The organism is Actinomycetota bacterium, from assembly GCA_030774015.1.
GTDB lineage: Bacteria > Actinomycetota > UBA4738 > UBA4738 > JACQTL01 > JALYLZ01.
The window spans coordinates 1-24,778 of sequence record JALYLZ010000037.1; the positions used below are offsets into that span (position 1 = coordinate 1).

Below are 24,778 nucleotides of genomic sequence, written 5' to 3' on the forward strand. Positions count from 1 at the left end.
CCCGGAGGGTGAGGCTCCCCCTTCTCGTTCCCCCGATCCACCCCGGGCAGGGTTCCAGCCTGGGCGCAGCCCGGGGCCGCGCTCGCCTGTGGGAGGCTTCCCGGCATGACCGTCCTGGCCGGCCTCGCGGTGGCCGGGCTCGCCGCCTGGCTCTACCTGCTGGTTGGCCACGGACTGTTCTGGCGGACGGACCAGCGGCTGCCGTTCGCGTCCGATCCGCCCGTCTGGCCGGAGGTCGTCGCGATCGTGCCGGCCCGAAACGAGGCGTCAGTCCTGCCGCTCACCCTCCCGACGCTGCTCGGGCAGGACTACCCGGGGCGGTTCCGGGTCGTGGTCGTGGACGACGAGAGCGACGACGGGACGGCGGCGGCCGCGGAAGCCGCCGCGACGGCCGCTGCGACCCGCGACGCCCTCACGATGATCAAGGGCACCGCCCTGCCTCCCGGATGGGTGGGCAAGGTGTGGGCCATGTCGCAGGGCGCGGCTGAGGCCGGCGAGCCCGGCTACCTCCTGTTCACGGACGCCGACATCGTCCACGAACCCTCGGTGGTCGCCGCGCTGGTGCGGGCCGCGGAGGCCCGAGGCCTGGACCTCGTGTCCCAGATGGCCCGCCTCCACACCACCACGTTCTGGGAACGAGCCATCCTCCCCGCCTTCGTGTACTTCTTCGCCATGCTCTATCCGTTCCGTCAGGTGAACCGGCCGGCGGCGCGGACCGCGGGTGCCGCCGGCGGATGCATGCTGGTTCGCCGGGAAGCCCTGGAGGCCGCCGGAGGGCTGGAGGGGATCCGGGGCCGGCTCATCGACGACGTCTCGCTGGGACGGCTGCTCAAGCGACGGCCCGGGTCGGGCGGCATGTGGCTGGGACACGCCGCCGGCGTGACCAGCATCCGGCCCCACCGCTTCGGGGACCTGTGGGCGATGGTCGCTCGCAGCGCCTACACCCAGCTCCGGTACTCGCCGGCGCTGCTGGCGGGCACGGTAGCCGGGCTGGTCGTGCTGTTCGCCGTCCCGCCGGTTGCCGCCATCACCGGCCTGGTCGACCTTGCCGGTGGGGGCTCCGGTGCCGCCTCGGTGGTCGCGGCGTCGTGCGGCCTGGCCGCCTGGGTGACCCTGGCGGCGACCGAAGTGCCCATCCTGCGGCTGTACGGGCTCGGCCCGCTCCGAGGCCTGGCGCTACCGATGGTCGCCTTCCTGTACACGGCGATGACCGTGGACTCCGCGCGGCGCCATCGCCGCGGGGTGGGAGGGACCTGGAAGGGCCGCCCGGCCGCGCGAGCTCGCTAGGACGAAGGGCCGCCGGGCTCAGCCGGCCACGGCCTGCAACAGCGGAAGCGTGCGGACCTCCACGTCCGGGGCCACGGCGTGGACCTCCTCCGGAAGTCGGGCCAGGTTGACGTTCGGCGCGAAGCCCATGGGCCGGGTGAGCGCACGGAAGAAGTCGTCGAAGTGGCTGGGCACGACCACGCGGGGCTCCAGCTCGGGGAGGATCCGGCCCCAGTAGCCCCTGGTGAACTCGCGCCCCGCCACCCCGGCCACGAAGACGTCCACGCCGTGATGGCGGATCGCGCCGTCGAGGAGGTCCGCGCTGCACCTGGTGGTACAGGCTGGCCCCGGCGACGTCGACGCGGATGCCCCAGACCTGTCCACAGCGGTAGGCCCCGGGCCACAGGCGCTCCAGCTGCGAGCACGTCAGGTCGCCGTCGAACGGGACCGCGCGCCCCAGCAGGAGCCGGGAATGCACGCTGGGGACGAAGGTCACCGAGAACGGCCCCAGCTCGTACACGCGATACGGCTCGACCTCGACGGCGCGCTCCCCCAGCCCGTGCAGCTCCATCAGCCTGCCCAGCGAACGGGACCCCAGTGCAGGACACGAGAAGCGGCGGGCCACGGCCGGTGCGTCGACGGCGTGATCGAAGTGGGTGTGGCCGACCAGCACGCCGACCACGGGTCCGGGTGGATCCAGGAACCGGTCCAGCATGGCCGGGTCCGGGAGGACGGGCCGGCGCCGGAGTAGGCTGGCCAGCGGCGCCCGGGAGACGTACGGGTCGATCAGCAGGGTGTGGCCCTCGAAGGTCAGCCGGAACCCGGCCACCCCCAGCCATTCCAGCTCCAGGCCCTTCGGCAGGCCGAGCTGGGTCGTCTCCAGCTCCCGGAGGGCCTCGCGGTTCCGGCCGGCCTGCCGTCGGCGCGTGGCGGCGGAGCGCGCTATCGCGAAGAGGTGCCGGGCCGGATCGAGCACGGGCCGGACCGTATCACCGGCCGGTACGCTTGGATCGTGGCGCCTTCCCCCGATCTCGCCTGGCAGCCGTCGCTGCTGGCCGTGGACGAGGTCGTGTCCATCGATCCGTCGTTCTCGGCGCTGGAGCGCGTCCACCTGGACGGCGAGGCGTGGGTGGACCACTGCCCGGAGTGGATCACCGGGTCGGACCGGCTGTTCGACGAGGTCCTTACAGGACGACAGTGGCAGCAGCGCTCGCGGCGTATGTACGACAAGACCGTCCAGGAACCGAGGCTCACCTCGCCGTGGAACGCCACCTCGGGCCAGCCGCTGGAACCGCCCGTCCTCGAGGCCATCCGCACGGCGCTGTCCGAGCGATACGGGCGGGAGTTCGATTCGGTCGGCTTCAACCTGTACCGGGACGGGCGCGACAGCGTGGCGTGGCACGGCGACCGCCTCACCCGCGAGATCGAGGACCCCATCGTGGCCCTGGTGTCCCTGGGCGAGCCCCGGAAGTTCCTGCTCCGCCCGAAGGGTGGCGGGAAGTCGCGGACGTTCGTGCTGGGGCGAGGGGACCTCCTGGTCACCGGCGGGAAGACCCAGGAGACGTGGGAGCACAGCGTCCCCAAGGTCGCCGCGGCCGGCCCCCGCATCAGCCTGGCCTACCGCCACAACCTCGACGTCCGCGCCTACGCGCACAAGAGGGTCGAGGACGTCACCGGCGACGGCGACGGCACCGGCGACGGCGGCGGCGTGGTCGACGCCGGCCCGTAACCGTCGGTCGCTACAGGGCCCGGCGCAGCAGCCACCGCCGCAGCCTGGTGTACGGCGGGTACTGGATCGGCGGCTCGAACCGCGTGGGCTTCTCCAGCACGCTCTTTCGGTGGCTGAACGTCTCGAAGCCGTTTCGGCCGTGGTAGGCGCCCATCCCACTGGCGCCGACGCCGCCGAACGGCAGCTCCGGCACGGCCAGCTGCACGACGCAGGTGTTCACGCACGCGCTGCCCGACGACGTCCGTGCGACGACCCGGCGGGCGGCGGCCCGGTCGTTCGAGAACACGTACAGCGAGAGCGGCTTCGGCCGGGCGTTGACGAACTCGATCGCCTGGTCGAGGCCGTCCACGCCGATCACCGGCAGGATGGGCCCGAAGATCTCCTCCTCCATGACCGGCGCGTCCGGTGACACGCCCCGCAGGATGGTCGGCGGAAAGTACCGGTCGCTCCGGTCGGCCTCGGCCGGTCCTCCGCCCATCACCGCCTCGAACCCGCCGGCCTCGAGCAGGCCGGTGAGCCGGCCGAAGTGCTGGTCGTTCACGATGCGCGGGTAGTCCGGGCTCTTCCTGGGGTCGTCGCCGTAGAACTCGCGGACCCTCGCGGCCAGCCGTTCCACCAGGGCCCCTTCCGCGTCGCGGTGCACCAGCACGTAGTCCGGCGCCACGCACGTCTGCCCCGCGTTCAGGAACTTGCCGAACGCGATCCGGCGGGCGGCGACGTCGAGGTCGGCGTCCCGGTCCACGATGGCGGGGCTCTTGCCACCGAGCTCCAGGGTGACCGGCGTGAGATGCCGGGCCGCCGCCTCCATGACGATGCGGCCGATCCTCCCGTTCCCGGTGTAGAAGATGTGGTCGAACCGCTCCGCCAGCAGCGCCTGGGACTCGGGCACCCCGCCCTCCACGATCGCCGCCGCGTCCGGGTCCAGGTACCGGGGGACCAGGCGGGCGATGGCCTCCGACGTCGCGGCCGTGATCTCCGAGGGCTTCCCGATCACGGCGTTTCCCGCCGAGATCGCCGCGGCCATGGGCAACAGCACCAGGTGCACGGGGTAGTTCCAGGGCCCGATCACCAGCCCGACCCCCAGCGGCTCGCGCAGGATGGTCGCCCTGGCCGGCCGGAGCACGATCGGGACGGGGACCCGCTCGGGCGCCATCCAGGCATCGAGGTTCCTCAGCATGTGATCGATCTCGCGCCACACGAACCGGAGCTCCGCGGTCCAGGACTCGATGGCGGCCCGTCCCAGGTCGGCATGCAGGGCCTCGGTGAGCTCCCGCTCGCCCTCGGTCAGCAGGCGCTGCATCTGCCGGAGCTGCTGTTTGCGCCACGCGGCCGGGCGGGTCCGCCCGGCATCGAAGGCCCGGCGCAATCGCGCCACCAGCTCTCGGGCCCCCTCGGCAGGAACGTCCTCTTCGCGGGCTTCCCTCAGCGCACGCACGGGCTCGGCCATGGCACGATCCCCCTTACCCCGATCGGATCTCCGCGACCCACTCCCGCAGGCGCGGCAGGTGCTCGTCGTAGTGCTCGGCCCCGGCCTTGCGGATCCAGAACCGCGCCTCCGGCGGCAGGTCCCGGAACTCCTTCCACTCCTGGAGCATCCGCGTGCGCGCCGACCACGCCTGGGCCCGAACGATGTCGAGCGGAACGTCCTTCATGGCCTCCAGGAACCGCTCATTCATGGCCTCGACGTCGATCTCCTCGGGCCGGTACGTGCCGCCACGGATCCGCTCCAGGATGACGCCCGCCTCTGCCAGCCAGCCCCCGATGTGCGCGAGCATGTCCTTCGCCGACCACCCCTCCGGGTAGTACCCCGGACGCTCGGCCTGCTCCGGCGTAAGGGAGTCCATCAGGGAATGCAGCTCGTCCCACCCGGCATCCTCCGCCGCCAGCAACTCAGAGAAGGTCACGCCGTGACGTTACTCGAATCGCGCCGGCGGCTCGGATACCATCGCGCGGTGCGAGCCCTCGTCGACGGCGTTCGGCTGTTACTTCACCGACCAGGCGGTGCCATCCGAGTGCTCGATCAGCGTGTGGTGGCTGGAGTTTCCCCCGGAGTACCCGACCGCCCACACGTCCTTGGCCGTCCGTGCGCTCACGCCGAGCAGCTCGTTCTCGGCGCCCTTTCCGTTCGGGCTCCCCACCTTGGTCCACTTCACCCCGTCCCAGTGCTCGATCACTGTCTTCACCGTCGCGGTCCCCGAGGAGCCCACGGCCCACGCGTCGGTGGAGGAGAGCCCGCTCACGGCGGCCAGCGCGCTCTCCTTGGTCACGTTCGGGCTCGCCACCTTGGACCAGCTCGTGCCGTTCCAGTGCTCGACGAGGGTCTCGTCGCCCGAGCGCGCATTGAAATAGCCGACCGCCCAGACGTCGTTCGTTGACACGGCGCTCACGCCGGTCAGCTCGCTGTCGCTGCCGGACGGATCCACGCCGGGCACGGCCGTCCATGCCGTGCCGTTCCAGTGCTCGATCAGCGTCTTCGGTCCTGAACCCGACACGTAGAACCCGACCGCCCATACGTCCGACGAGGACAGTGCGCTGACGGCCGACAGGACGTTCCCCGCGCCGCCTCCCGGATCGACGCTGGGGACCTGGGACCAGGAGATCCCGTTCCAGTGCAGGATGAGCGACTTGGGCGCGCCGGAGTAGCCGACCGCCCACACGTCGGAGGCCGACAGGGCGCTCACCCCGGCCAGGCCGTTCCCGAACGGGCTCGGGTTCGGGCTGGGGACGACATTCCAGTGCTTTCCGTCCCAGTGGTCGATCAGGGTCCGGTCGTTGCCCGTGGTGTTGGTGTACCGACCGACGGCCCAGACGTCGCTCGAGGAGACCGCGCTCACGCCGAGGAGCTCGGCCTTGTGGCTGGGAGGGCTCGGGCTGGAGACACGCGACCAGCCCGTGCCATGGCGGCGCTCCGTCGTGGCGTTGAAGTCGCCGATGTCGGAAGGGGTCGGGAAGAGCTTGCCGGCCGCCCAGGCGTCCGTCGGGGAGAGGGCGCTGACGGCGGAGAGCTCCCCGACCAGGCCGCTTCCCAGGGCTGTGCCTGGCGACGCGGACGACCCCAGCACGAACCCGGACGCCGACGATATCGCCGCCAGGGAGCACACCAGCGCCCAACGGCGAAGCGACCTCATGCCACCACGACCGAATCCACGGGAGAGGACATCCTGCTGGGACCCGATTATCGTGGCAACCGCCCTTTCAAAGTGGCCGGGAAGGATGGTCTGACGGCGGTGGGCAAGCGACGATCGATCAGCCTGCGGTGGGGCCTCGCCGTCTCCGTGCTGATCGTGGGCGCGATAGCGTTCCCCGGCACCTCCGGCGCCGCCCCGTCACGCCGGCCGGATGCCTGGATCAAGCTCTGCGGACCCGCGAACACCTGCCTGTTCGCCCCGTGGCACCCCTGGTTCGGAAACAACGCGTACAACACCACCGGGCACGGCCAGCTGGTCTCGGCCGGCGTGGAAGAGGGGAACATGATCCGCTTCTGGGTCTTGCTCCAGAACGACGGAACCCTCGACGGGACCCTCCGCGTGAAGGGATGCTCCGGCAGCCAGACGTTCCCCGTGTTGTCGGTGAACGAGGGAGCGTGGAGGTCCCACACGAATCAGGCCACGATCACCTCGGGGTTCAAGGCGGGAACCGCGTCGTTCCCCGCACCCGCCGGATCGGCGGCGAAGAACACGATCATCACGATCACCTTCCGAGCGAGCACCACGGTCGCGGGGGCCAGCTACACCTGCCACGTCACGGTGAGCTCCAGCGCGGACCCGGCGACGAAGGACACCGTGGTGGCGAAGATGACAACGATCTGAGCCCGGGGTCAGTCTTTCGGCGGCAGCGGTGGACCGACGAACTCCTGGTGAAAGCGGCTGCCGATCTCCTTGAGCGTTTCCTTGTCGACGAACTGCTCGTCGGCGGGCGGCAGCCCAAGGGACCGGGCCGGCTTCCCACCCTCGCGGAAGAACCCTTCGACACCCGCGGGCCCGAAGAACAGGAGCAGGCGGGCCTCCGCGGAATCGACGCGGAACGCATGCGGGACATCGCGAGGGCCATAGATGAGCGAGCCGGCCACCACTTCGGCCACGGCGTCACCGTGCTGGACACGAACCTCGCCGGAGAGGACGACGAAGAACTCGTCCTCCGCTCGGTGGATGTGGAGCGGAGAGGCGAACCCCTTGGGCAGCAGCCACTCCACCGCCGCGAAGCGTCCCTCCGTCTGGTCCCCGGTCGCCTTGAGAACTGCCAGTGCCCCGTTGAACCACAACGCCTCGCCCTCGCCCGGCCCCAGCCCGTAACCGCCGCTCGTTCCCGGAATTGACATCCGCCCCCCCTCCGAGGCTCGGTCTCGTCGATGGAGCATACCCGTGCGTCGACCGGAGCCGCGCTTTCGAGCACACGCCGCTTCCGAGCGGGACCTCTTGGGTTTGGTGGAGGAGCTACGCGTCCTGCTTGCTCAGGAGCCTTGACGATCAGACATGGTTGTAATACTCTGTCGTGCATGGCGCTTCGGAGATCGACTCGCGTGCTGACCGTTTCCGTCCCGCCTCAGACTGCGGAGGACTTCGAGAAGATCGCAGACGAGGAGGGTCGGAACAAGAGCGAATTGTTCCGCGAGATGCTGCGTGTGTACAGGACCTGGCGGAAGACGCAGCGATTCGAGTCCCTCCAGCGGTATGGGGCCGCCCGCACGAGCCGTCTAGGTATCAAATCCGAGAAGGACGTCGAGCGCCTGATCCAAGAGCTCCGCAAGAGTTGAGAGTCGTCCTCGACACCAACGTCTTGGTCTCGGCGTTCAACTTTCCGGGAGGGCCTCCTGAAGAGGTCTACCGCCTAGCTCTCGAAGGGGTGATCGACCTCGTCATATCGCCTCCGCTGCTCGCGGAGCTCGCCCGCGTCCTGACCGAGAAGTTCGATTGGGAAGCCGTCCGCGTCGAGGAAGCAATAGCCGAAGTCGCAGATACTGGTGTCGTCGTCCGCCCGAATGAGAGGGTCCGCGTGGTCGAGGATGATCCGGCCGACGACCGTGTCCTGGAGGCTGCACTCGAGGGCGCTGCGGATATCATCGTCTCGGGCGATATGCACGTTCTTCGGCTCAAGTCCTGGCGAGAGATCCAGATCATGAATCCGTCGACGTTCTTGGCGGAGTTCGAGTAGGATCTGGTACTCCCAGGTTTCGTGGACACGGACGCAAAGAAGCCGAACCTCCTCGGACTTGTTCTTCACAGTCCACTTGGTCGATCACACCCCACCGCCCAAGTACCAGGCCATCGCAGCCCTCGCATTGCACCTTCATCAGCTTGGCTTGAGCGATTCCGCAATCGCTCGCCGGTTGGGCGTTACGGGCAAGACCGCTGGCAAGGCGATCAAGTGGGCAACTGCGAGCCTTGGAGGATGACCCTCGTGGAAATCCGGTGACCGCTCAAGATGTGCCCTCGTCGGGCCGGGAGAAAACCCGGTTTCCCCCGGTGACTCCTGATGCCCAGAAGGGGCTGGGAACGGAAAGCGGGGAATCGGGAACGGGCCTGCACTGCAAGAGGCTACAGATCGCTACGTTTTCTCGGCTGAACCCGGCTGGGCTGGCTGACTCTTATCTGGTTTCGCTGGGGGCGACTTCCCGGCCTCGGGCGCCCCAGCAAGGTACTCGACGACCCGCTCGGTGGGCGTGGGGGGGTTGCCAGCTGCCACCACGAGGCTCAGTGCACGACTTCGATGTTCCTCTTCGAGCGCGATCTGGAGCGCGGCTTCCTCGAACGTCGCCGGCTCAACTACCGGCGCGCCCAGGAACCCGTGGGCACCGACGAGTCGGAGGAACTGACCAGCAGCCTTGGGGTCACGGTCGCGCCTGATGGCCTCCTCCATGACATCCAGGGATGCCTCCACGAGGTTCTGCATTCGCACTGCGGACGCTTCCGCCCGCTCACGGATCCGGCGGTTCAGTTCGGCCCGGAACCGGGGATCCTTGTGCCAGCCCGAAAGTGTCACCCGGTGCACACCGACCGTATCGGCTACCGCCACTTTCGTCATCCCGGTGGACAGAAGGTTGATGGCCTCCAACTGCTTCGCGTTCAACTGGTCTGACCCGGTGATGTCGTCCCTGAGCTCACTCATCGTCGTGGCCGTCTGGGTGGGGGCTTTCCTCGTCGGGATCGTCGGGAGCTCGGTGTTCTGCCAAGCTGGGTGCACCGGTGGCGCATGTGCCGACGAGATCTGACAACTCCGCAATGAACGCCTTCACCTCAGGGAAGTCAGAGAGTGCGCTCAACTGGGCACACACGTTGTCCATCAGGATCCGAGTGAAGCGGACATAGCACTCCCTGAACCACGGCGTGTCGACCATCGCCCTGTGGTCAACCCACTCGAGATCCCCGTACGCACTGAGCGACGGAAAGTACGCCGGCTTCCGCCACGCCCAGAAGAAGTCAGCAAATCGAACGGACATGTCCTCCAGCCGGGCCACCGGGTAGGGTCCGGGCACATAGCTCTGCTCATTCACAATCTTTCCTCCTTCCGCCCCGTCCAAGTTGGGGCACTCGTCCTACCGTGATGCCGCGGGCCTACCTGGGGGCCCCCCGGCTGGGGCCGGCGGCCGGTTCGCTGTTCAGTTGTCAAGTTGCGGGCGCATGGTGGCGGATGTTGGATAGATGAGCCAGGATGCGCCAGTTCCAGAAGAAGTCGTTGAACTGGTCCGCAATCTCAGGCATCCGATCTCGTGAATAGGGTCCGGGTAGGCTCTCATGGGGACTTGCCATGCGAATTTCTTCCTCCTTCCCTCTTTTTTGAGGAGGTTCGTTTAGTCCGAATTGTCGCGATGTTGCGGTTGTGAGGCCTCGATCCGGCCGGCCCCCCCCGAGCGCCTCAGGAAGTCGACCTCTCTCCATGGACCGAGTGAGGCTTCGCTATTGAGTTGTCAAGGTTGCCTTACTCTCGGAGCCGCCTCGCGGCCGCTCGCGTCTTGGACACTCACATCACCCGCGAGTTCAGGCGCTCAGTTGCCATCCGAGGATTCACTGTATATGAGCCATGCTGTGGGATGCTAACGTGAGCCATTTTGGGGAACCGGAACTCCGCCGGGAGGTCGAGAGGAAACTCGGCCGACCGCCTGCGCCTTTGGCCTGGGCGATGGCCCTCGAGTTGGGTGAGGTGGAGGACGCGCTCACCGACTTAAGAAGCGGTGTCCCCCTTGAGGAGGCACTCGACGTCCTTGAGCCTCGTTTGAGAGTGATGGAGAAGTACGTGGGCCGATCCGGCGCCCGACCCGAAAACGCTGAATCCCCTCGCCGCCATGTCGAAGTCCCCCCCAACAGGTCGGCGCTCGCACTCGCTCAAATCCTAGCCGACGAGGCCGCTGAACGACCTTCAGTACGTCAATTCAGGGAGTCGGTTCTGGGCAACAGGCTGCTGAAGACAAGCGAAATGAAGACCTGGGTGCGGAAGCACCTACCCGAGGGAAGCGGCAAGCCACGGGAGGCCAGCCGGGCCGCCGCGGCCTCGAGGACCGAATTGATCGGCCTGGCCCGCCCCTATGACTTCGAGGACGAGCTTGCCGAAGAGGGTGGCCTTCGGGTGGTCCAACGGACGGCCGACGCCATTGCAGTTACAAGGGTCAGCGTCCTTGGACAGCTGGCCGCTATAGGGATGGAACTGCGCGATCTCTACGGGTGGTTCGAACCCAAGGCCGTCCGCTTCGTCCTGACCGGAGACACTCCATCAGTCCCCATGGCCAGCATCCAAGAGGAATCGCCCAACCTAACGGGTCGTCCTCCTTTCCCGGCCGAAGTGATGCTGGTGGCGCGACTGAGTCCGAGACTAAGCGTAAGGAACGTTCAATCCCTCTACCGTCTCGCGAAAGAGCACGCTCCTGGGAAACCCCCATCTCGGGAGAGGGTCAGGGAACCTACCCCGTCGCGGGCGGACCTTGCCGTGTTTGCCCATCGCTACAACGACGGTCGAACCTGGCTCGAAGCAATGAAGGCCTGGAACGGAGTCCGAGCAGACACGAAGTACAAGAATGAAAGAACCTTTGCGCGAGATGCCCGCCAGGCCTTTCAATCGATAACCGACTCGCCACTGGTCTGGAAGAACCCCCGAGGACGTCCAAGGGGAGCCCACAGGTGAGCCTGAACCCGGCCACGGAGCGCCGGTCCGGGCGGAGCGTCTGGCCTGAGATTCGACCCCGGTGTCGGCATTGATGACGTCTGAAGGATGCCAGAACTGCCCATAGGGTCCAGAAGCGCCGAGTGCTTGGACTGGACCCTCATCCTCGGCAGACAACACTTCGAGCGGGTGAAGGGCACACAAACTCCTGATCCAACCCGTGGGTACAAAAACTCGAATCCGGCCTCCGAACAGGTCATTTGGGATTCGATCAGGTCGGGCATAGCTTCGCCACGTTGCCGTCGGCCGCGGCCGCTCACCATGGCGGGTCTGACGCGACGAGGAAAACCCTGAGTGACTCTGACTCAAGTTCTTGGCCTGGTGGCGCAGCGGGACCAGGCAGTCCACGACCGCGCGCCGGTCGATCCCCAACGGGAAGCGATGTGAGCAGGGCTGCAAGAATCGCAGGTCAGGCGCGTGATCCGAATAAATGCACCCCACAGCCTCCCCAGATGGACCGCGATCGTGTGTGGGACCCGGCATCGAGGCCCTGATCGAGCAGCCCTTTGCGCAGCTCGACGATCTCGTCTTCGACCTCGATCGGGGTGCGCAGCGGGCTCCGCCACGGTCGCCTGGACCGAGGTTCGAGCCCGTCCTCCCCTTCGGCATCGAAGCGCCGGCAGAGCTCGAAGACCCACCGGGGCGAGACCCCGTAGTCCCGGGACACCTCGGCCTTCGTCCGTCCCTCGACCCTCACCGCCGTGACCACCAGCCGAGCCAACGACATCGCCCACCCCTCTCATCCGAGGTAGGCACGATGTCCCGAGACAGGCGGAACTATGTCGTGAAACCAGACACTGCCGGGGGCACCCATGTGATGTCCCGGGACATCGTGCACACATGTCCCGGGACATCGTTGCCCAGGTAGCACCTGGGAGTGACGCGGACGGCCGTGTCCTCCTCTGGCCCGGGGCCGCCTCTCTTAGACTGCTCCCGTGGCGATCTGCTCGGTATGCGGCGAGGAGAACCCCGACCGCGCGCGGTTCTGCTCCTCCTGCGGGACGGCGCTGGCGTCGGAGCCCGCGCCCGCGAGGCGCGAGGAGCGCAAATTCGTCTCGGTTCTGTTCTGCGACCTCGTCGGCTTCACGGCGCGCTCGGACGACGCCGACCCCGAGGACGTCCGGGCCACCCTCCGCCCCTACCACGCCAGCCTGCGCAAGGATCTCGAACGCTACGGGGGGACCGTCGAGAAGTTCATCGGCGACGCCGTCATGGCGGTCTTCGGCGCGCCGGTGGCGCACGAGGACGACGCCGAGCGGGCCGTGCGGGCGGCGCTCCGGATCATCGACTCGATCGAGGAGCTGAACGAGCAGCATCCCGGCTTCGACCTCTCGGTCCGCATCGGGGTGAACACCGGTGAGGCGGTGGTGGCCCTCGACGCGCGGCCCCAGGAGGGGGAGGGGATGGTCACCGGCGACGTCGTGAACACGGCAGCACGCCTCGAGGCCGCCGCCCCGGTCGGGGGCATCGTGGTCGGCGAGGTGACCTACCGGGCCACCAAGGACCTCATCTCGTACGAGCCGCTGGATCCGGTGACCGCGAAGGGGAAGGCGCAGCCGATCCAGATCTGGCGGGCGCTGGAGGCCCGAAGTCGGTACGGCATCGACGTGGAGCAGGGCACCCGGACGCCCTTCGTCGGCCGGGCCAACGAGTTCGCCCTCCTCACCCAGACGTTCGCCCGGGCCGTGGACGAGCCCTCGGTGCAGCTGGTCACCATCACGGGCGAGCCGGGGGTGGGCAAGACCCGGCTGCTGTGGGAGTTCCGCGCCCACCTCGACGACCGGCCCGAGCTCATCTACTGGCGCCAGGGCCGGAGCCTGCCCTACGGCGAGGGCGTCACCTACTGGGCCCTCGGTGAGATGGTCAAGGCGCAGGCCGGCGTCCTGGAGACCGACTCGCCGGAGGAGGCGCTGGCGAAGCTCGACACGGCGCTGGCGGCGGTGACCCGGGACGAAGCCGACCGCGACTGGCTGCGCGGGCGACTGGCGCCACTGGTAGGGGTGGAGGTCCGCGAGGGGCAGCAGGACGACCGGGACGAGGCGTTCGCCGCGTGGCTCCGGTTCATCGAGTCGATCGCCGCCCGCGGCCCGCTCGTCCTGGTGTTCGAGGACCTGCACTGGGCCGACGGCCCGCTGGTGGAGTTCGTCGAGCACCTCGTGGAGTGGTCGAGCGGCGTCCCCTTGTTCGTCGTCTGTTCGGCCCGGCCGGAGCTGTACGAACGCCATCCGGGCTGGGGCGGGGGCAAGCGGAACTCGACCACGGTCGCGCTGGCGCCGCTGTCGGAAGCGGACACGGCGCGGCTCCTCTCGGCGCTCCTCGAGCAGGCCGTCCTGCCGGCCGAGCTCCAGGCCGAGCTGCTCGAACGCGCGGGCGGCAACCCCCTGTACGCCGAGGAGTTCGTGCGGATGCTGCTGGACCGAGGGCTCCTCGAGCGGCATGGCGCGTCGCTCCGGCTGTTGCCGGGGGCCGAAGGCATGCCGCTGCCGGAGTCGGTGCACGCGCTCATCGGGGCCCGGCTCGACACGCTGCCGGCGGCGCGGAAGGCGTTGGTGCTCGACGCGTCGGTCGTAGGCAAGGTGTTCTGGTCGGGGGCGCTCGAGGCGATGGGCGGCGTCGACGAACGGACCGTGCGCGAGGGGCTACACGACCTGGCCCGCAAGGAGTTCGTCCGGACGGTGCGAACGACATCCGTGCAGGATCAGGGCGAGTACTCCTTCTGGCACGCCCTGGTGCGCGACGTCGCCTACGGTCAGATCCCGCGGGCCGAGCGCGCGGCCAAGCACCTCGCCGTGGCCGGGTGGATCGAACGGACGGTCGGCGAGCGGGTGGCCGACCAGGCCGAGTTCCTGGCCTACCACTACGAGCGCGCCCTCGACCTCACCATTGCGGCGGGACGGGACCCCGGAGAGGAGCTGCGGGGAAAGGTTTCGTGGGCGCTGCAGATGGCCGCCGAGCGCGCCATGCGCCTCGACATGGCCAAGGCCGCCGAGTTCTACGGCCGGGCCGAGGCCCTCCTCGGGCCCGACGACCCCGAGCGTCCCCTGCTGCACGTCCGAACGCTGGCCGCCGGCGTCTTCCTGGGCCAGACCCCGGAGTCCGAGATGGTGTCGGCGTACGAAGCCGCGATCGACCATCATCGTCGCCGAGGGGAGGCGCTGCGGGCGGGGGGGATGCTCCGGGAGTTCAGCGGCTACCTCAAGGCGGTGGGGCGGACCGAACGGTCGGAACGGCTGGGGGCCGAGGCCATCGAGCTCCTCGAGCCGCTCGGGCCGACGCCCGAGCTGGTGGCGGCCTACTCGAACCGTGCCGGGAACGCGATGATGACCGGCCGCTTCGAGGAGTGGAAGACCTGGACGGACGCGACGCTCGCGCTCTGCGACGAGATGGACCTGCCCGAGCAGCGGATGCGCGGCCTGCAGTTCCGCGGGATCTACCGGGTGATGAGCGGCGACCCGGGCGGCCGGGCCGACCTGCAGGAGGCGCTCCGCATCGGGCTGGACCTAGGCGTCGGGCGGGTCACGGCCCTCGCCTACACCAACCTGGCGGACTGGACCTCCGGCCTCGACGGGCCGGCGGCCGGGCTCGCGATCTACGAGGAGGGGATGCGCTTCGCCGAGCGGCGCGGGATCGTCGCGGAGCAGATGTGGATGCGCGCGGAGACCACGTGGCGCCTGTTCGACGCAGGTGAATGGGACGGGGTGATCAGGGCGTCCGAGGAGATCCGCCGATGGTACGGCCCGCAGGGCCACGCGCAGCCGCTGGTGATCGCAGGGATCTCGGAGGCGAGGGTGCGCGCGCTCCGCGGGGAGCTCGACCGGGCCGGTGAGCTCATGCAGGAGCTGCTCCCCTCGGCCCGCGAGATCAGGGACGTGCAGACGTACCGGCCGGCGCTTGCCGTGGCCGCGCTAATCGCGCTCGAACGCGGACGGCACGACGAGGCAACCTCCCTGCTCGAGGAGCTCGGCGAAGAGCTGGACCAGGCCACGCATGGCCGCGCGTACGGGTTGCTCGAGGCGATCCTCCTAGCCCGTGCGCTCAGCGATCTCACCCAGGTCGACCATTTCGTCGTCCGGCCGTCGGACCCGCCGCCGGCCTACCCCGTGGCGGTGGGCGTGGCCCTGTCCGTGAAGGCCGAGCGCGACGAGGCGCACGGGAACCACGGGGCCGCGCTGGAGGGGTTCGGCCGGGCCGAGGAGGCGTGGGGCGCGCTAGGGCACGTGTTCCAACGGGGCCTCGCGCTGCTGGGACAGGCGAGATGTCTCGCCGCCCTTGGCCGCCCAGCCGAAGCCGAGTCGCCCGCCCGCGGGGCCGAATCGATCTTCGCCTCCCTCCGGGCCCGCTCGCTGGCCGGCCAGGCGCGTGCGCTCCTGCCCGGCGCGTCCACCATGAGCTCCTAGGAAAGCGGAGGAACGGGTTCGATGAGCTTGCAGGCAGCCCTCACCCTTTCGGAGGCCGTCGACGTGGCCACCGAGATGAAGCAGTTCGCCAAGAAGCAGCACGGCTCCTCGTACGCCATCGACCGCCGAGTCGACTGAAGTTCGGCTCGTCGCCCTCAGTTCCCTTCCGCCTGAAGGGCACGGAAACCCCTGATTCGGGATCAAGCAACCAGTTCGTACTCATGTATGAGGCCGCCCAGGACGTCGCTTCTTCTCACGCACAGGATGTTGGGAAGCAGAGCGGGGGGATCCGGCTGCGGGTCAGGCGCCCGGAGGTCGATTCCGCGGTGCGGCCGCTTCGCGTTGTAGTGGACGACGTACTCTCGGAGCGCCCGCTCGAGATGACGTCGACCGAGGACGAGCGTCCAGTCGAGGCATTCACGCCTGACGGTGCGGACCCATCGTTCGGCGAAGGCGTTCGCTCTCGGAGTGCGGATGGGAACTACCAGACCAACATGACGGCCATCGGACTGGACGACCGCCTGTACTTCAGCCAGGGTGCCATGACCAATAGCGGGATCGTGGGCCTGGACGCCTTAGAGCTCGGGTGGCTCAGACGGCTTCCCCACACCCACGACCTCCCGGGCTACGACGTCACGCTCGCCGGGGTCAATGTGACCACCCCCAATCCTCTGGTCGATGAGGGCTCGGCGACCACGGGGGCCTTCGTCCCCTTCGGCACCTCCACATCGACCGGGGAGCGTGTACCAGGAACGGTTCCCTGCACCGCCTCGGTCATGAGCTGTCGCCTGGATGGCAGCGACCTGCGCCTAGTGGCGTGGGGGCTGCGGAACGCCTATGGGCTGGGCTTCCTCCCGGACGGGAGACTGCTCGCCATCGATCAGGGCGCGGACGATCGAGGCTCGCGCCCCATCGGGGGGGCGCCCGACCTGCTGTTCGAAGTGAAGGACAGAGCGTGGTACGGGTGGCCGGACTTCATCGGTGGGGTGCCGGTGACCGACCCCAGGTTCCGCCCGGAACGGGGGCCGGCCCCGTCTTTCGTACTCGCGAACCACGGTGAGCTCCCCCCGCCGGAGCGTCCGCTCCCGGGCGTGGGGAATGCCGTCAAGGCTCTTTAAACCCTTCCTCTTCCTTTCACCTCTCTTGCCCGGAAAATCGTTGCGTCTTCCCAGCTCAGGAGGGGTGAAGCGGTCGCGGACGTTGCATTTGCGACTGCCGGAAATCATGGGCCCGTGATAGGCTCGCCGGAGGCGACACCGTCTGAAGAGGTGTCGATTTCGGCCGAATGCGGGTCCTGGTCGCCCTTCCAGCGAGGTCGAGAGGATGAAGGGCTGGGCCACATCCACTAACACCTCTTAGTATGGTGTTGCGATGAGCGTCCAAGGGATCACGGCGGGCAACGTCCAGCCCCTTCAGTTCCGGTTCCTCTCCGGACGGCTGTCCCTCGATTTTGCCAACACCCTCGCCGGCCGGGGGGGTAGCGAGGTGGAGCTCCTGGCCACGGTGTCCGAGTTGGGAGAGTGGCTTCACCAGGCCGGGCTCACCGCCCTTTCCCCCTCCGTGGGCACCTACCAGCTCCAGGAGGCCAGGAAGCTCCGGGAGGCCATCGCCCGCGCTGCCCTCGCCGCATCGGGGGAGACGGCCCTTCCCCCCGACGAGGTGGCCCAGCTGAACGCCGGGGCCCGCTACCCGGTGGCCCCCCGGCTTGATGCGGAGGCCGGCGCGGTGAGCTGGGATGCGGCCCACGTCGTGCCGGGGGCCCTGGCGAGGATCGCCCGGGACGCGGTCGAGCTCCTCGGGGCGGCCGAACGCTCCCGGATCCGGACGTGCGCCCGCCCGGGGTGCGGGGCCCTGTTCGTCGATTCGTCCCGGAAGGGGAACAGGCGATGGTGCTCCATGCAGGGCTGCGGCAACCGGGCCAAGGTGGCCACCTACCGCCACAAGGGCAGAAGCCGCTCCCGGGGATCACCGGCCTGAGCCTCGGCGCCAGGATGGAGGCGTCTCCTCCCGGGGGGGCCGGTCCCACGGTGGCGGATCTGCCGGCGCCTCACGCTCATGGGGCGTAGCCTGGAAGAGGGCCCCGAAGGCCGGGGCCGCGTCGAATGGAGACGAGCGTCTCGTGGCCCAATCAGAACAGACTCTGGACCGGGCACCGGCGGCCAGCGGGGGCACCTCGCCCCCACGGGTCGGGGGCCGGTTCACCCGGGAGAACGCGGCCTACTACGGCCGGCGGGGAGCGGCGGCCAGGGACCGGAAGTTCCTGGAGCGGTTCCGCCGACCGGAGGAGATCCGCCGGGCCGAGCGGGCCGAGTTCCGGTGGGCCCTAGCCGTGGTGTATCAGGTGTTCGGATCCCCGAGGCGGCCCCGCCGAACCCTCGCTCACCCCGAGGACCGGATCGAGGAGCTCAGGGAGGCCCTGCCCATCCTGGGGCGCAACCTTGACGTGGGCCCCACCCGGGACCGGCTCCGGGCCATCGATGCCATCTACAACGTGTGGCTCCATCCCCGGTTCTTGGACCCGGTCTTCGTCCGGGGGAACCCGTTCGGCATTCCCCTGGGGGTGATGCTGACCGACCCGGGAGGACCGACCGAGGGCCCACGCCGCGATCAGCTGGCCACCCGAGCGGTCCGGAGGGTGCAGGCGAGACTCCAGGGCCTGGAGCACCAGGCGGGCCGGCAGGCCGGGTGACCGCCTCCGTCACAGATCCCTGGAAGCCGACACCTATTCAGACGGTATCGCCCATGACGAGCACACCGCGAGGACCGAAATCATCGGGGTCTCAAAGCCAACGTCTGCGACCGCTTCACCCCTCCTGAGCTGGGAGAGTGCGACGATTTTCCCGGCAAAGGGTCCAGGGAGAACGGAGAACCCCCTCTGTGGAGCGGACGACGGGATTCGAACCCGCGACCCCCACCCTGGCAATGTTCGACGAGCCACCCGAACGACCAGCGGAAACTCTGGAAGATGAGGGCTGACGCCCGTTTCAGTTCGCGGAAGACCCGGCCGTTTCTTGCTGTTTCTCGGTCTCATGCGGCCGGAGTGCGGCCTGACGACAGCCTGTCGCAGGCTGTGATCGACGAGGACCGGGGCCTCGAGTGGTTCGAGTCGAAAGGCCACTCGCACAGCCCTAACCCCACGCATCAGCTGATGTGGGTGAAGTCCTAGGGACAGGTATCCAGGTGCAGATAGGTTCGGCATTCCTGGTCGGTCAGGGTGCGGGTGACCCTGGAAAGCCCGATCCGGAGGAGCTCATCGACATCGAAGGTGAGGCCGGCCACGAGTCCGTTCTGCGTGCCGACGATCACGTGGTGATCGTCGGTGAACGCCACGGCTTTCCCATAGTCCTCGCCCATCGAGATGGCTTGGAGCAGGCTTCCATCGCGTGCGTCCCACAGCCGAACGAAGCCATCGAAGCCGGTCGTCACGATGGATCGGCCGTCGGGGCTGAAGTCCAGGTGGAACACTCCCCCATTGTGCGCGTCGACCTGCCAGAGGACGGTCCAGCTCTTGGTGTCGAACATCTTCAGCTGGCTTCCGCCGGCCGCGAGCAGGGACCCGTCGGGGCTGAAGGCGATGTGGCCTGCCGACGTGGCGGGAGGCTCGAGAGGAAACTCAGCGAGGACGGAGCGGTCGAGTCCGAGAACGATCACCCTCGGTTGCTTGTCACCGATGATGCGCACGGCCACCGTCGACCCGTCGGGGGAGATCGCCGCGCTGCTGACCACCAGGGCAGAGCCTTGTTCCCCGAAGGGGCCGAGCGTGGCGACGACCGAACCTGTATCGAGGTCCCACACCGAGGCGGCGACGCTCTGGCCTCCCGCAACGGCGTATCGGCCGTCGGGCGTGACCGACATCCCCAAGACCCACTCCGCGTAGGGATGGTCAGGGGGGAGGACGGGACAGTCCTTCGAGGGATCGACATCGACCACGCCGAAGCTACAGAGTCCTTCGAGCTCGGTCCGAGTCGCTCCCGTTGAAACGTCGCGTACCACGATGGGCCCCACGTCGAGGGTGGAGGGGTTCGGGCCCCGACCCACCATGTGTTGGTAGATGATGGCGCGGCCGTCGGGGGCAAGCGCCACCGCCAGCCCGGCGTGGTCGGGGAACCGGCGGATGACCTCACCGGTGGCCACATCGAAAACGACGGCGGTGTCCCGGTTCGCCAACGCCATCACGGCGCCGACTCCGCCGGCCGCATCGATGGCCCTGGTGCCGATCTGCCGGGGGCTCAGATCGAGGGCCATCGTCTCACCGAGAGGCCTCGTGGTGAGGTCCCACACACGGGCGGTCCCGTCGCGCCCGAACGTGGCCAACCTGTCGCCCTTGTCGTCCACCGACAGCCCCACGAGGCCACGCTTCTGGCCAGTCAACGTGATCAGGTTCGACCCGGTGGCCGTGTCCCAGACCCGAGCGGTCCCGTCCAAGCCCGCCGTGTAGGCAAGCCGGCCGTCCTGGCTGAATGCAACGCCGGCGGTGCCGGCCTTCTGACCGGTCAGGAACCGCAAGGTCTTGCCGGTGGCCGGATCCACCAACTCCACCGCTCGCTGGGTCGGGTCCGGGGCCGAGAGCGCCATTATCGACCCATCGGGGCTCAGGAACCCGTTGACGTACGGCCGTTTCCAGAGCACCTTGCCCGACGCAAGGTCGATCATCCGTGTCGAGGCGGCGGACAGTCCAAAGGGATCCACCCCGTCGGAGATCTGCAGCCGACCATGGCGGACGTCCACACCAACGAACAGGACGGGGTGGGGTCCCTCGTTCTCGACCTGCGGAGAAGAGGTGACCGGCACGCGCCGGGTGACGCTCCCGCTGTCCAGGCCGACGAACTCCAGGCGCAGTCCCCCGTCCCGGCAAGGGGGTGGATCGGCCACCATGATCAGTTGGTCACCGTTGGGAGTGAAGGCGTTCCCAAACGGCAATCCCACCCAACCGCACTTCGATGACGGCGGGATTCGCTCGAGGACCTCTCCATTCCGCGGGTCGATGAGGTAGATCCCGGTGGCCCGGCCGCCACCGACCCGGTTCTGCTTCGTCCAGTAACGGTTGAACGCCACCGCCAGGACCGACCCGTCGGAGCTGAACTGGGGGTGCGAGAACCAACCCGCTCGATGCTTATCTTTGATCTCCCAGACCAGGTCTCCGGTCGCTGAGTCCCACGCCTGGAGGGTTTCCTTCCTGCCGGTGACCGCCACGAGAGAGGCATCGGGACTCATCACCCCGTCGAGTTGCATGAACGGGAGCGAGCGATCCCACCCACGGGACATAAGGGTCCGCATCGATCGCACGGCCTCATGAAGGGCGGTCACGAGGCGAGGCGGGAGGTCCTCACCTGGAGCCGCCCGCTTCGCCTCGTTCGCGAGCAGGATCGTCAGTTCCGGGTCCTCGTCCAGAACGCTGATGGCGGAGCTGGCCAGCTCCCGGGATCGGGCAATGTCGGCCTGTCGTCCCGCCTCCGCCGCCGACTCGCGGGCCCGGCCCCGCTGCACCAGGGCGACCCCCCCAGCCAGGAGCGCCAGCACGAGAAAGACCGCCACCCCGGTGAGCAGTCCCCGCAACCGACGGTTGGTTCTGCGCTGTCGTTCAGCCTCACGCTCACTCGCCTGCCGGCTCTCGGAGAGAAACGCTCGCTCGAGGTCGTTGAGCGCATCCGAGTGGGTCGCCGCCCAATCCACGGCCACCGACAGCCTCGGCCCTCGGTAGAGCTCCGCGGGATTGCGGTCGGCCTCCTGCCACTGCTTGGCCGCCTCAGTGAGATGCCCACGCACCGCTCGTCCCTGGACGTCCTCCTCCAGCCAGTCGCGCAGCCGCGGCCACTCGCGGATCAGGGCCTCGTGGGCGATCTCCACCAGGCCGTCGCTCCGAGTGAGGAGCCGGTCCTCGGTTAGTCGATTGAGTACCGTGGCCGCGGCAATGTTGCGATCGGGATCGAACTCGGCGATGGGGACCCGGCGCCGGACGGCGGCCTCGCCGTCTCCGGAGCCCACGAGGCGGAGAAGGACAGTCTTCGCCGTCTGGCGCTCTGCATCGGTGAGTTGCTGGTAGGAGCGCTCGGCCAGCCGGGCCACGGCGCCGCGCAGTCCACCCGTCCGCTCGTAGGCCTCCAGCCTGATCCATCCGCCCTCCCGCTCCTCCCACAGCTCGACGAGCGCGGTGGACAGCAAGGGAAGGCCCCCCGGGGCCTCCCCGACCTCCTGGATGAGCCGATCGACGAGCGAGGATTCCACGCGGATCCCGGTCCGCCGGGCCGGCAGCTCGATGGCCCGACGGAGCTCCTCCGGCGACATCGGGCCCACCAGGACGTGGTTCGCCGCCAGCGCCTCCGCCAGGTCGGGGTAGGCCGCCACGTGGCCGTAGAAGTCGCCCCGGAGGCAGATGACCACCACCCCGCGGTCCGGGTTGGCCGCGGCGGTCAGCAAAGCCCGGACGAAGGCCTCCGCCTCGTCCCGATCGGCGGCGGTGGTGAACAGCTCCTCGAACTGGTCGACGCAGACCACCAGTCGCTCCTCCGGCTTCAGTGCGTCGATGGCCCACCCCAGCGGATCGTCCTCGTCCAGCCCGGGTGCGAGGCCGCCCACAGCCGAGCGGAGTGCCGGCATGGGATGCTCACCGGGACGCATGGCCACCTGACGCCACCGGGCGCTCCCGGGGAGCAGTCCGGCTGCCAGCGACGAGCGAAGGCCAGCCGCCACCACGGAGGACTTCCCCGACCCCGACGGCCCGACCACACCGAGGAGTCCGATCCCGACGGTTCGCGCCGCCAGCTCCCCGACGATGCCCTCGCGTCCGAAGAAGAACCGGGAGTCGTCGGGGACGAATGGGGCCAGGCCCTTGTACGGGCAGAGCGGCTCCTCGGCCGTGCCCCCCTCGGGCACTCGGTAGATCCGGTCGAGCTTGAGGCCGATCACGTTGTTGGCGAAGTCGAGCCCGGCCGCGTGACGTTCCCGGCCCGCGCTCAGCCACTCCGCCGCCGCCGCCAGCCGGCGGGTGGCCTCGTCGCGGGCCCACTCGCTCATCACCTCGTGCACCCTGCCGGGAACGCCGCCCGATAACCGGGCGATCGACTCGAGGGGGGCCTCGGCGATGTCGTCGCCGGCGTAGACCCGGCAGATCTCGCGAACGCCCTCGGCGTCGAGCGGGCCGATGCCCCGGTGGCCATCGCCGCGGACGTCGAGGTCCTCCATCAACTTCCCCAGGGTGGCAGTGACGTCGGGCCGAGCGACCAGCGTGAGCACAAGAGCCGGACGGCGCTCGATCTCACCGACCGCCTCCGTGAGCTCACCGGCCGCCTGCTCGCCGGCGGCGTCCAGGTCGTCCAGTACCACCAGCACCGGGGCGGCGGCGGTGCGAGCCGCCTCGATCGCCCCAAGGATGTCCGCGATGGCGGTCCCCCCGGCTCCGGCGTAGCGGACCGCGCCTCCGGTCGCCTCGACGTGGGCCGCGATCTCCGCCGCGAGCCGGGTCTTCCCCATCCCCGTCGGCCCGGAGACGGCCATGACCCGACCGGCGCCGCGGCGGGCCTGGCGCCAGGTCCCACGGGCCCACCGCATCTCGTGCTCCCGCCCCACCAGCGGCACGCCGGTGTCGAGGTCCAAGGGGAGGACACCGCGCTGCCCGGCCGGCGCTGCACCGTCGGGGACCGGGGGCGGGGCCGTCTCGACGGTGCCCTGGAGGTAGGCCACCGGCTCGGGGAATCCCTTCAACTCCACGGTGCCGCGGTCCACCATCGATACCCCGTCGATCTCGCCTGCGAGCTCGGCCACCCACTGGGCGACCAGCACGTCCCCGGCCCCCGCCTTGGAGCAGAGCCGTGCGGCGAGGTTCAGCGCCGCGCCCCGGAACCCGTCCTCCACGGGGACCGCCTCACCGGCCGCCAGGCCGATCCCGGCGAGCAGGGGAAGGGCGGGGTCCCGGGCGATCTCCTCAGCGCAGGTGGCCTGGAGCTCGAGCGCGGCGCGGACCGACTGTGCCGCGTCGTCGAACACCGCCAGGACCTCGTCCCCGCGGAGCTCGATCACCCGCCCGCTCCGCGCTTCGACGGCGTCGCGGGCCAGGCCGGCGAACGTCCCCGCCAGGCGGCCGGCGGCGGCGTCACCGTGCTCGGCAGTGAACCTCGTGTAGCCCCGGATGTCGGCGATCAGGAACGACCGGAGCTTCGTCTGGCTCGCTTCCGGGGGGTCCCCGGCTGCCGTCACCGCCCGTCCCTCTCTTCCAATCCCTCGGCGATGGGTGAAGCTGGGCGCCCATGGTCCCATGGGCGCTGCGAGCGCACAACCGAAACGGCTGCCACAGCATGGTGCTCTTCGTCACGTTGGCGCCACCGGGCGGCCCAGAGGTCATTGCTCCCATGGCAAGACGAGACCGGAGCGAGCCTCCCTCGGTTCCCCTGGGGGGTCGTTCAAGGGGTTCGCCCTTGCCGTAGTCGCACGTCAGCAGGACGTCCGGGACGGCGAAGGTCTCGGTCGAATAATCACGCGCCGCTGCGGGCAACGCCCGAAGCCGAGGTCTGCTGCAAAGGACGCAAACCAGCAGAACACAGCGCCGGAGCACGACTCGACCTCGCAGGCGCAGCTGATTATGGCGGGGTCGAGTTCCTCCCTTTGCCACGACGAGGCACGGCCCGCCTGAATGTGAAGGCCGGTCGAAAACGACAGCGGGAGCCGGTCGAAAACGACAGCACCTGGGTCGGATGCTAACGGGTTCGGGGTCCTCCTTCCATGGGTCCTGGATGCTCTGCCGTTGGCCTCTCCTTCGGACCCGGCGCCCCTGACGACCCCAGCCTCCGGACCCGGGCTTTGGCATCTCTCAGACGGTAGGACTCGCCCTTGGTCTCGATGATCTGGCACCGGTGGGTGAGCCGGTCGAGGGTGGCCCCGGTGAGACGCTCGGAGCCGAGCACCTCGGTCCAGTGATCGAACGGCAGGTTGGTCGTGACCATCAGGCTGGTCCGCTCGTAGGCGGTGGAGATGACGTCGAACAGCAGCTCGGCCCCGACCTTGGAGGCCGGGACGTAGCCCAACTCGTCGAGCACCAGAAGGTCGAGCTTCCCCAGACGGGCCCTCAGCCCGAGCAGGGCGCGTTCGTCCCTGGCCTCGATGAGCAGCGTGACGAGCTCGGTGACCCGGAAGAACCGGACCCGGTACCCCCTGGCGCAGGCGGAGGCGGCCAGGCCGATCGCCAAGTGGGTCTTCCCGGTCCCGGGGTTCCCGACGAGGAGCACGTTCTCCCGGCGGTCGA

The 24,778-nt window shown here is 69.1% G+C and carries 20 protein-coding genes; 10 read left to right on the top strand and 10 right to left on the bottom strand.

The features are described from left to right. Positions 1-105 precede the first annotated feature (105 nt). The gene (locus M3Q23_03540; protein ID MDP9341184.1) at positions 106-1,287 is read left to right on the top strand and encodes a glycosyltransferase; all 1,182 of its coding nucleotides are present in this window, start codon (positions 106-108) and stop codon (positions 1,285-1,287) included. Between the two features lie 18 nt (positions 1,288-1,305). Here M3Q23_03540 and M3Q23_03545 read toward each other — a convergent pair whose 3' ends face one another. After that, positions 1,306-1,551, bottom strand: coding sequence for a hypothetical protein (locus tag M3Q23_03545; protein ID MDP9341185.1), 246 nt, complete (start codon positions 1,549-1,551; stop codon positions 1,306-1,308). Between the two features lie 511 nt (positions 1,552-2,062). Between M3Q23_03545 and M3Q23_03550 the strand changes: the two genes are divergently transcribed. Then, positions 2,063-2,995 carry an alpha-ketoglutarate-dependent dioxygenase AlkB gene (locus M3Q23_03550; protein ID MDP9341186.1) on the top strand — a complete coding sequence of 311 codons (933 nt, stop codon included), beginning with the start codon at positions 2,063-2,065 and terminating at the stop codon, positions 2,993-2,995. Between the two features lie 10 nt (positions 2,996-3,005). Here M3Q23_03550 and M3Q23_03555 read toward each other — a convergent pair whose 3' ends face one another. The 3 genes from M3Q23_03555 to M3Q23_03565 form a co-directional block, all read right to left on the bottom strand. Next, positions 3,006-4,442, bottom strand: coding sequence for an aldehyde dehydrogenase family protein (locus tag M3Q23_03555; protein MDP9341187.1), 1,437 nt, complete (start codon positions 4,440-4,442; stop codon positions 3,006-3,008). A gap of 13 nt (positions 4,443-4,455) precedes the next feature. After that, positions 4,456-4,899, bottom strand: coding sequence for a ClbS/DfsB family four-helix bundle protein (locus tag M3Q23_03560; GenBank protein ID MDP9341188.1), 444 nt, complete (start codon positions 4,897-4,899; stop codon positions 4,456-4,458). Positions 4,900-4,977: 78 nt separating this feature from the next. After that, on the bottom strand, positions 4,978-6,123 hold the full coding sequence (locus tag M3Q23_03565; protein ID MDP9341189.1) for a hypothetical protein: 1,146 nt from the start codon (positions 6,121-6,123) through the stop codon (positions 4,978-4,980). 99 nt (positions 6,124-6,222) lie between these two features. On the opposite strand from M3Q23_03565, the gene M3Q23_03570 reads away from it, so the two are divergent. Next, positions 6,223-6,804, top strand: coding sequence for a hypothetical protein (locus M3Q23_03570; protein MDP9341190.1), 582 nt, complete (start codon positions 6,223-6,225; stop codon positions 6,802-6,804). Between the two features lie 8 nt (positions 6,805-6,812). On the opposite strand, the gene M3Q23_03575 is transcribed toward M3Q23_03570, so the two are convergent. Then, on the bottom strand, positions 6,813-7,313 hold the full coding sequence (locus tag M3Q23_03575; GenBank protein MDP9341191.1) for a cupin domain-containing protein: 501 nt from the start codon (positions 7,311-7,313) through the stop codon (positions 6,813-6,815). 201 nt (positions 7,314-7,514) lie between these two features. Between M3Q23_03575 and M3Q23_03580 the strand changes: the two genes are divergently transcribed. Together M3Q23_03580 and M3Q23_03585 are read left to right on the top strand one after the other, a co-directional pair. Further along, positions 7,515-7,748 carry a ribbon-helix-helix protein, CopG family gene (locus M3Q23_03580; GenBank protein ID MDP9341192.1) on the top strand — a complete coding sequence of 78 codons (234 nt, stop codon included), beginning with the start codon at positions 7,515-7,517 and terminating at the stop codon, positions 7,746-7,748. Then, positions 7,745-8,146 carry a putative toxin-antitoxin system toxin component, PIN family gene (locus M3Q23_03585; GenBank protein MDP9341193.1) on the top strand — a complete coding sequence of 134 codons (402 nt, stop codon included), beginning with the start codon at positions 7,745-7,747 and terminating at the stop codon, positions 8,144-8,146. The genes M3Q23_03580 and M3Q23_03585 overlap by 4 nt, the downstream gene beginning before the upstream one ends. 393 nt (positions 8,147-8,539) lie before the next feature. Here M3Q23_03585 and M3Q23_03590 read toward each other — a convergent pair whose 3' ends face one another. Together M3Q23_03590 and M3Q23_03595 are read right to left on the bottom strand one after the other, a co-directional pair. Then, on the bottom strand, positions 8,540-9,100 hold the full coding sequence (locus M3Q23_03590) for a hypothetical protein (protein ID MDP9341194.1): 561 nt from the start codon (positions 9,098-9,100) through the stop codon (positions 8,540-8,542). Then, positions 9,093-9,485: a hypothetical protein gene (locus tag M3Q23_03595; GenBank protein MDP9341195.1), complete on the bottom strand. Its 393-nt coding sequence runs from the start codon at positions 9,483-9,485 to the stop codon at positions 9,093-9,095. Before M3Q23_03595 ends, M3Q23_03590 begins: the two co-directional genes overlap by 8 nt. Positions 9,486-10,123: 638 nt before the next feature. Between M3Q23_03595 and M3Q23_03600 the strand changes: the two genes are divergently transcribed. Continuing rightward, the gene (locus M3Q23_03600) at positions 10,124-11,107 is read left to right on the top strand and encodes a hypothetical protein (GenBank protein MDP9341196.1); all 984 of its coding nucleotides are present in this window, start codon (positions 10,124-10,126) and stop codon (positions 11,105-11,107) included. 448 nt (positions 11,108-11,555) lie between these two features. On the opposite strand, the gene M3Q23_03605 is transcribed toward M3Q23_03600, so the two are convergent. Beyond that, positions 11,556-11,873: a leucine zipper domain-containing protein gene (locus M3Q23_03605; GenBank protein ID MDP9341197.1), complete on the bottom strand. Its 318-nt coding sequence runs from the start codon at positions 11,871-11,873 to the stop codon at positions 11,556-11,558. 208 nt (positions 11,874-12,081) lie between these two features. Here M3Q23_03605 and M3Q23_03610 point away from each other — a divergent pair, with 208 nt between their 5' ends. The 4 genes from M3Q23_03610 (at position 12,082) to M3Q23_03625 (ending at position 18,232) form a co-directional block, all read left to right on the top strand. After that, positions 12,082-15,543 (top strand): AAA family ATPase, encoded by a 3,462-nt coding sequence (locus M3Q23_03610; GenBank protein MDP9341198.1) that lies wholly within the window; start codon positions 12,082-12,084, stop codon positions 15,541-15,543. A 494-nt stretch (positions 15,544-16,037) separates the two neighbouring features. After that, positions 16,038-16,661, top strand: a complete 624-nt coding sequence (locus M3Q23_03615) for a hypothetical protein (GenBank protein MDP9341199.1) — start codon at positions 16,038-16,040, stop codon at positions 16,659-16,661. A 253-nt stretch (positions 16,662-16,914) separates the two neighbouring features. Beyond that, the gene (locus M3Q23_03620) at positions 16,915-17,520 is read left to right on the top strand and encodes an ABATE domain-containing protein (protein ID MDP9341200.1); all 606 of its coding nucleotides are present in this window, start codon (positions 16,915-16,917) and stop codon (positions 17,518-17,520) included. A gap of 142 nt (positions 17,521-17,662) precedes the next feature. Further along, on the top strand, positions 17,663-18,232 hold the full coding sequence (locus tag M3Q23_03625) for a hypothetical protein (protein ID MDP9341201.1): 570 nt from the start codon (positions 17,663-17,665) through the stop codon (positions 18,230-18,232). A gap of 473 nt (positions 18,233-18,705) precedes the next feature. Here M3Q23_03625 and M3Q23_03630 read toward each other — a convergent pair whose 3' ends face one another. Both M3Q23_03630 and M3Q23_03635 read right to left on the bottom strand, forming a co-directional pair. Next, positions 18,706-23,736, bottom strand: coding sequence for an AAA family ATPase (locus M3Q23_03630; GenBank protein MDP9341202.1), 5,031 nt, complete (start codon positions 23,734-23,736; stop codon positions 18,706-18,708). A 497-nt stretch (positions 23,737-24,233) separates the two neighbouring features. Continuing rightward, a partial coding sequence (locus M3Q23_03635) for an ATP-binding protein (GenBank protein MDP9341203.1) occupies positions 24,234-24,778 on the bottom strand: 545 nt, incomplete at its 5' end.

Excerpts from the sequence above, each read along its gene's own strand:
- M3Q23_03540 (MDP9341184.1), top strand. The coding sequence starts at position 106 with ATGACCGTCCTGGCCGGCCTCGCGGTGGCCGGGCTCGCCGCCTGGCTC.
- M3Q23_03555 (MDP9341187.1), bottom strand. The coding sequence starts at position 4,442 with ATGGCCGAGCCCGTGCGTGCGCTGAGGGAAGCCCGCGAAGAGGACGTT.
- M3Q23_03620 (MDP9341200.1), top strand. The coding sequence starts at position 16,915 with ATGAGCGTCCAAGGGATCACGGCGGGCAACGTCCAGCCCCTTCAGTTC.
- M3Q23_03615 (MDP9341199.1), top strand. The coding sequence starts at position 16,038 with ATGACGGCCATCGGACTGGACGACCGCCTGTACTTCAGCCAGGGTGCC.
- M3Q23_03575 (MDP9341191.1), bottom strand. The coding sequence starts at position 7,313 with ATGTCAATTCCGGGAACGAGCGGCGGTTACGGGCTGGGGCCGGGCGAG.
- M3Q23_03565 (MDP9341189.1), bottom strand. The coding sequence starts at position 6,123 with ATGAGGTCGCTTCGCCGTTGGGCGCTGGTGTGCTCCCTGGCGGCGATA.
- M3Q23_03590 (MDP9341194.1), bottom strand. The coding sequence starts at position 9,100 with ATGAGTGAGCTCAGGGACGACATCACCGGGTCAGACCAGTTGAACGCG.
- M3Q23_03605 (MDP9341197.1), bottom strand. The coding sequence starts at position 11,873 with ATGTCGTTGGCTCGGCTGGTGGTCACGGCGGTGAGGGTCGAGGGACGG.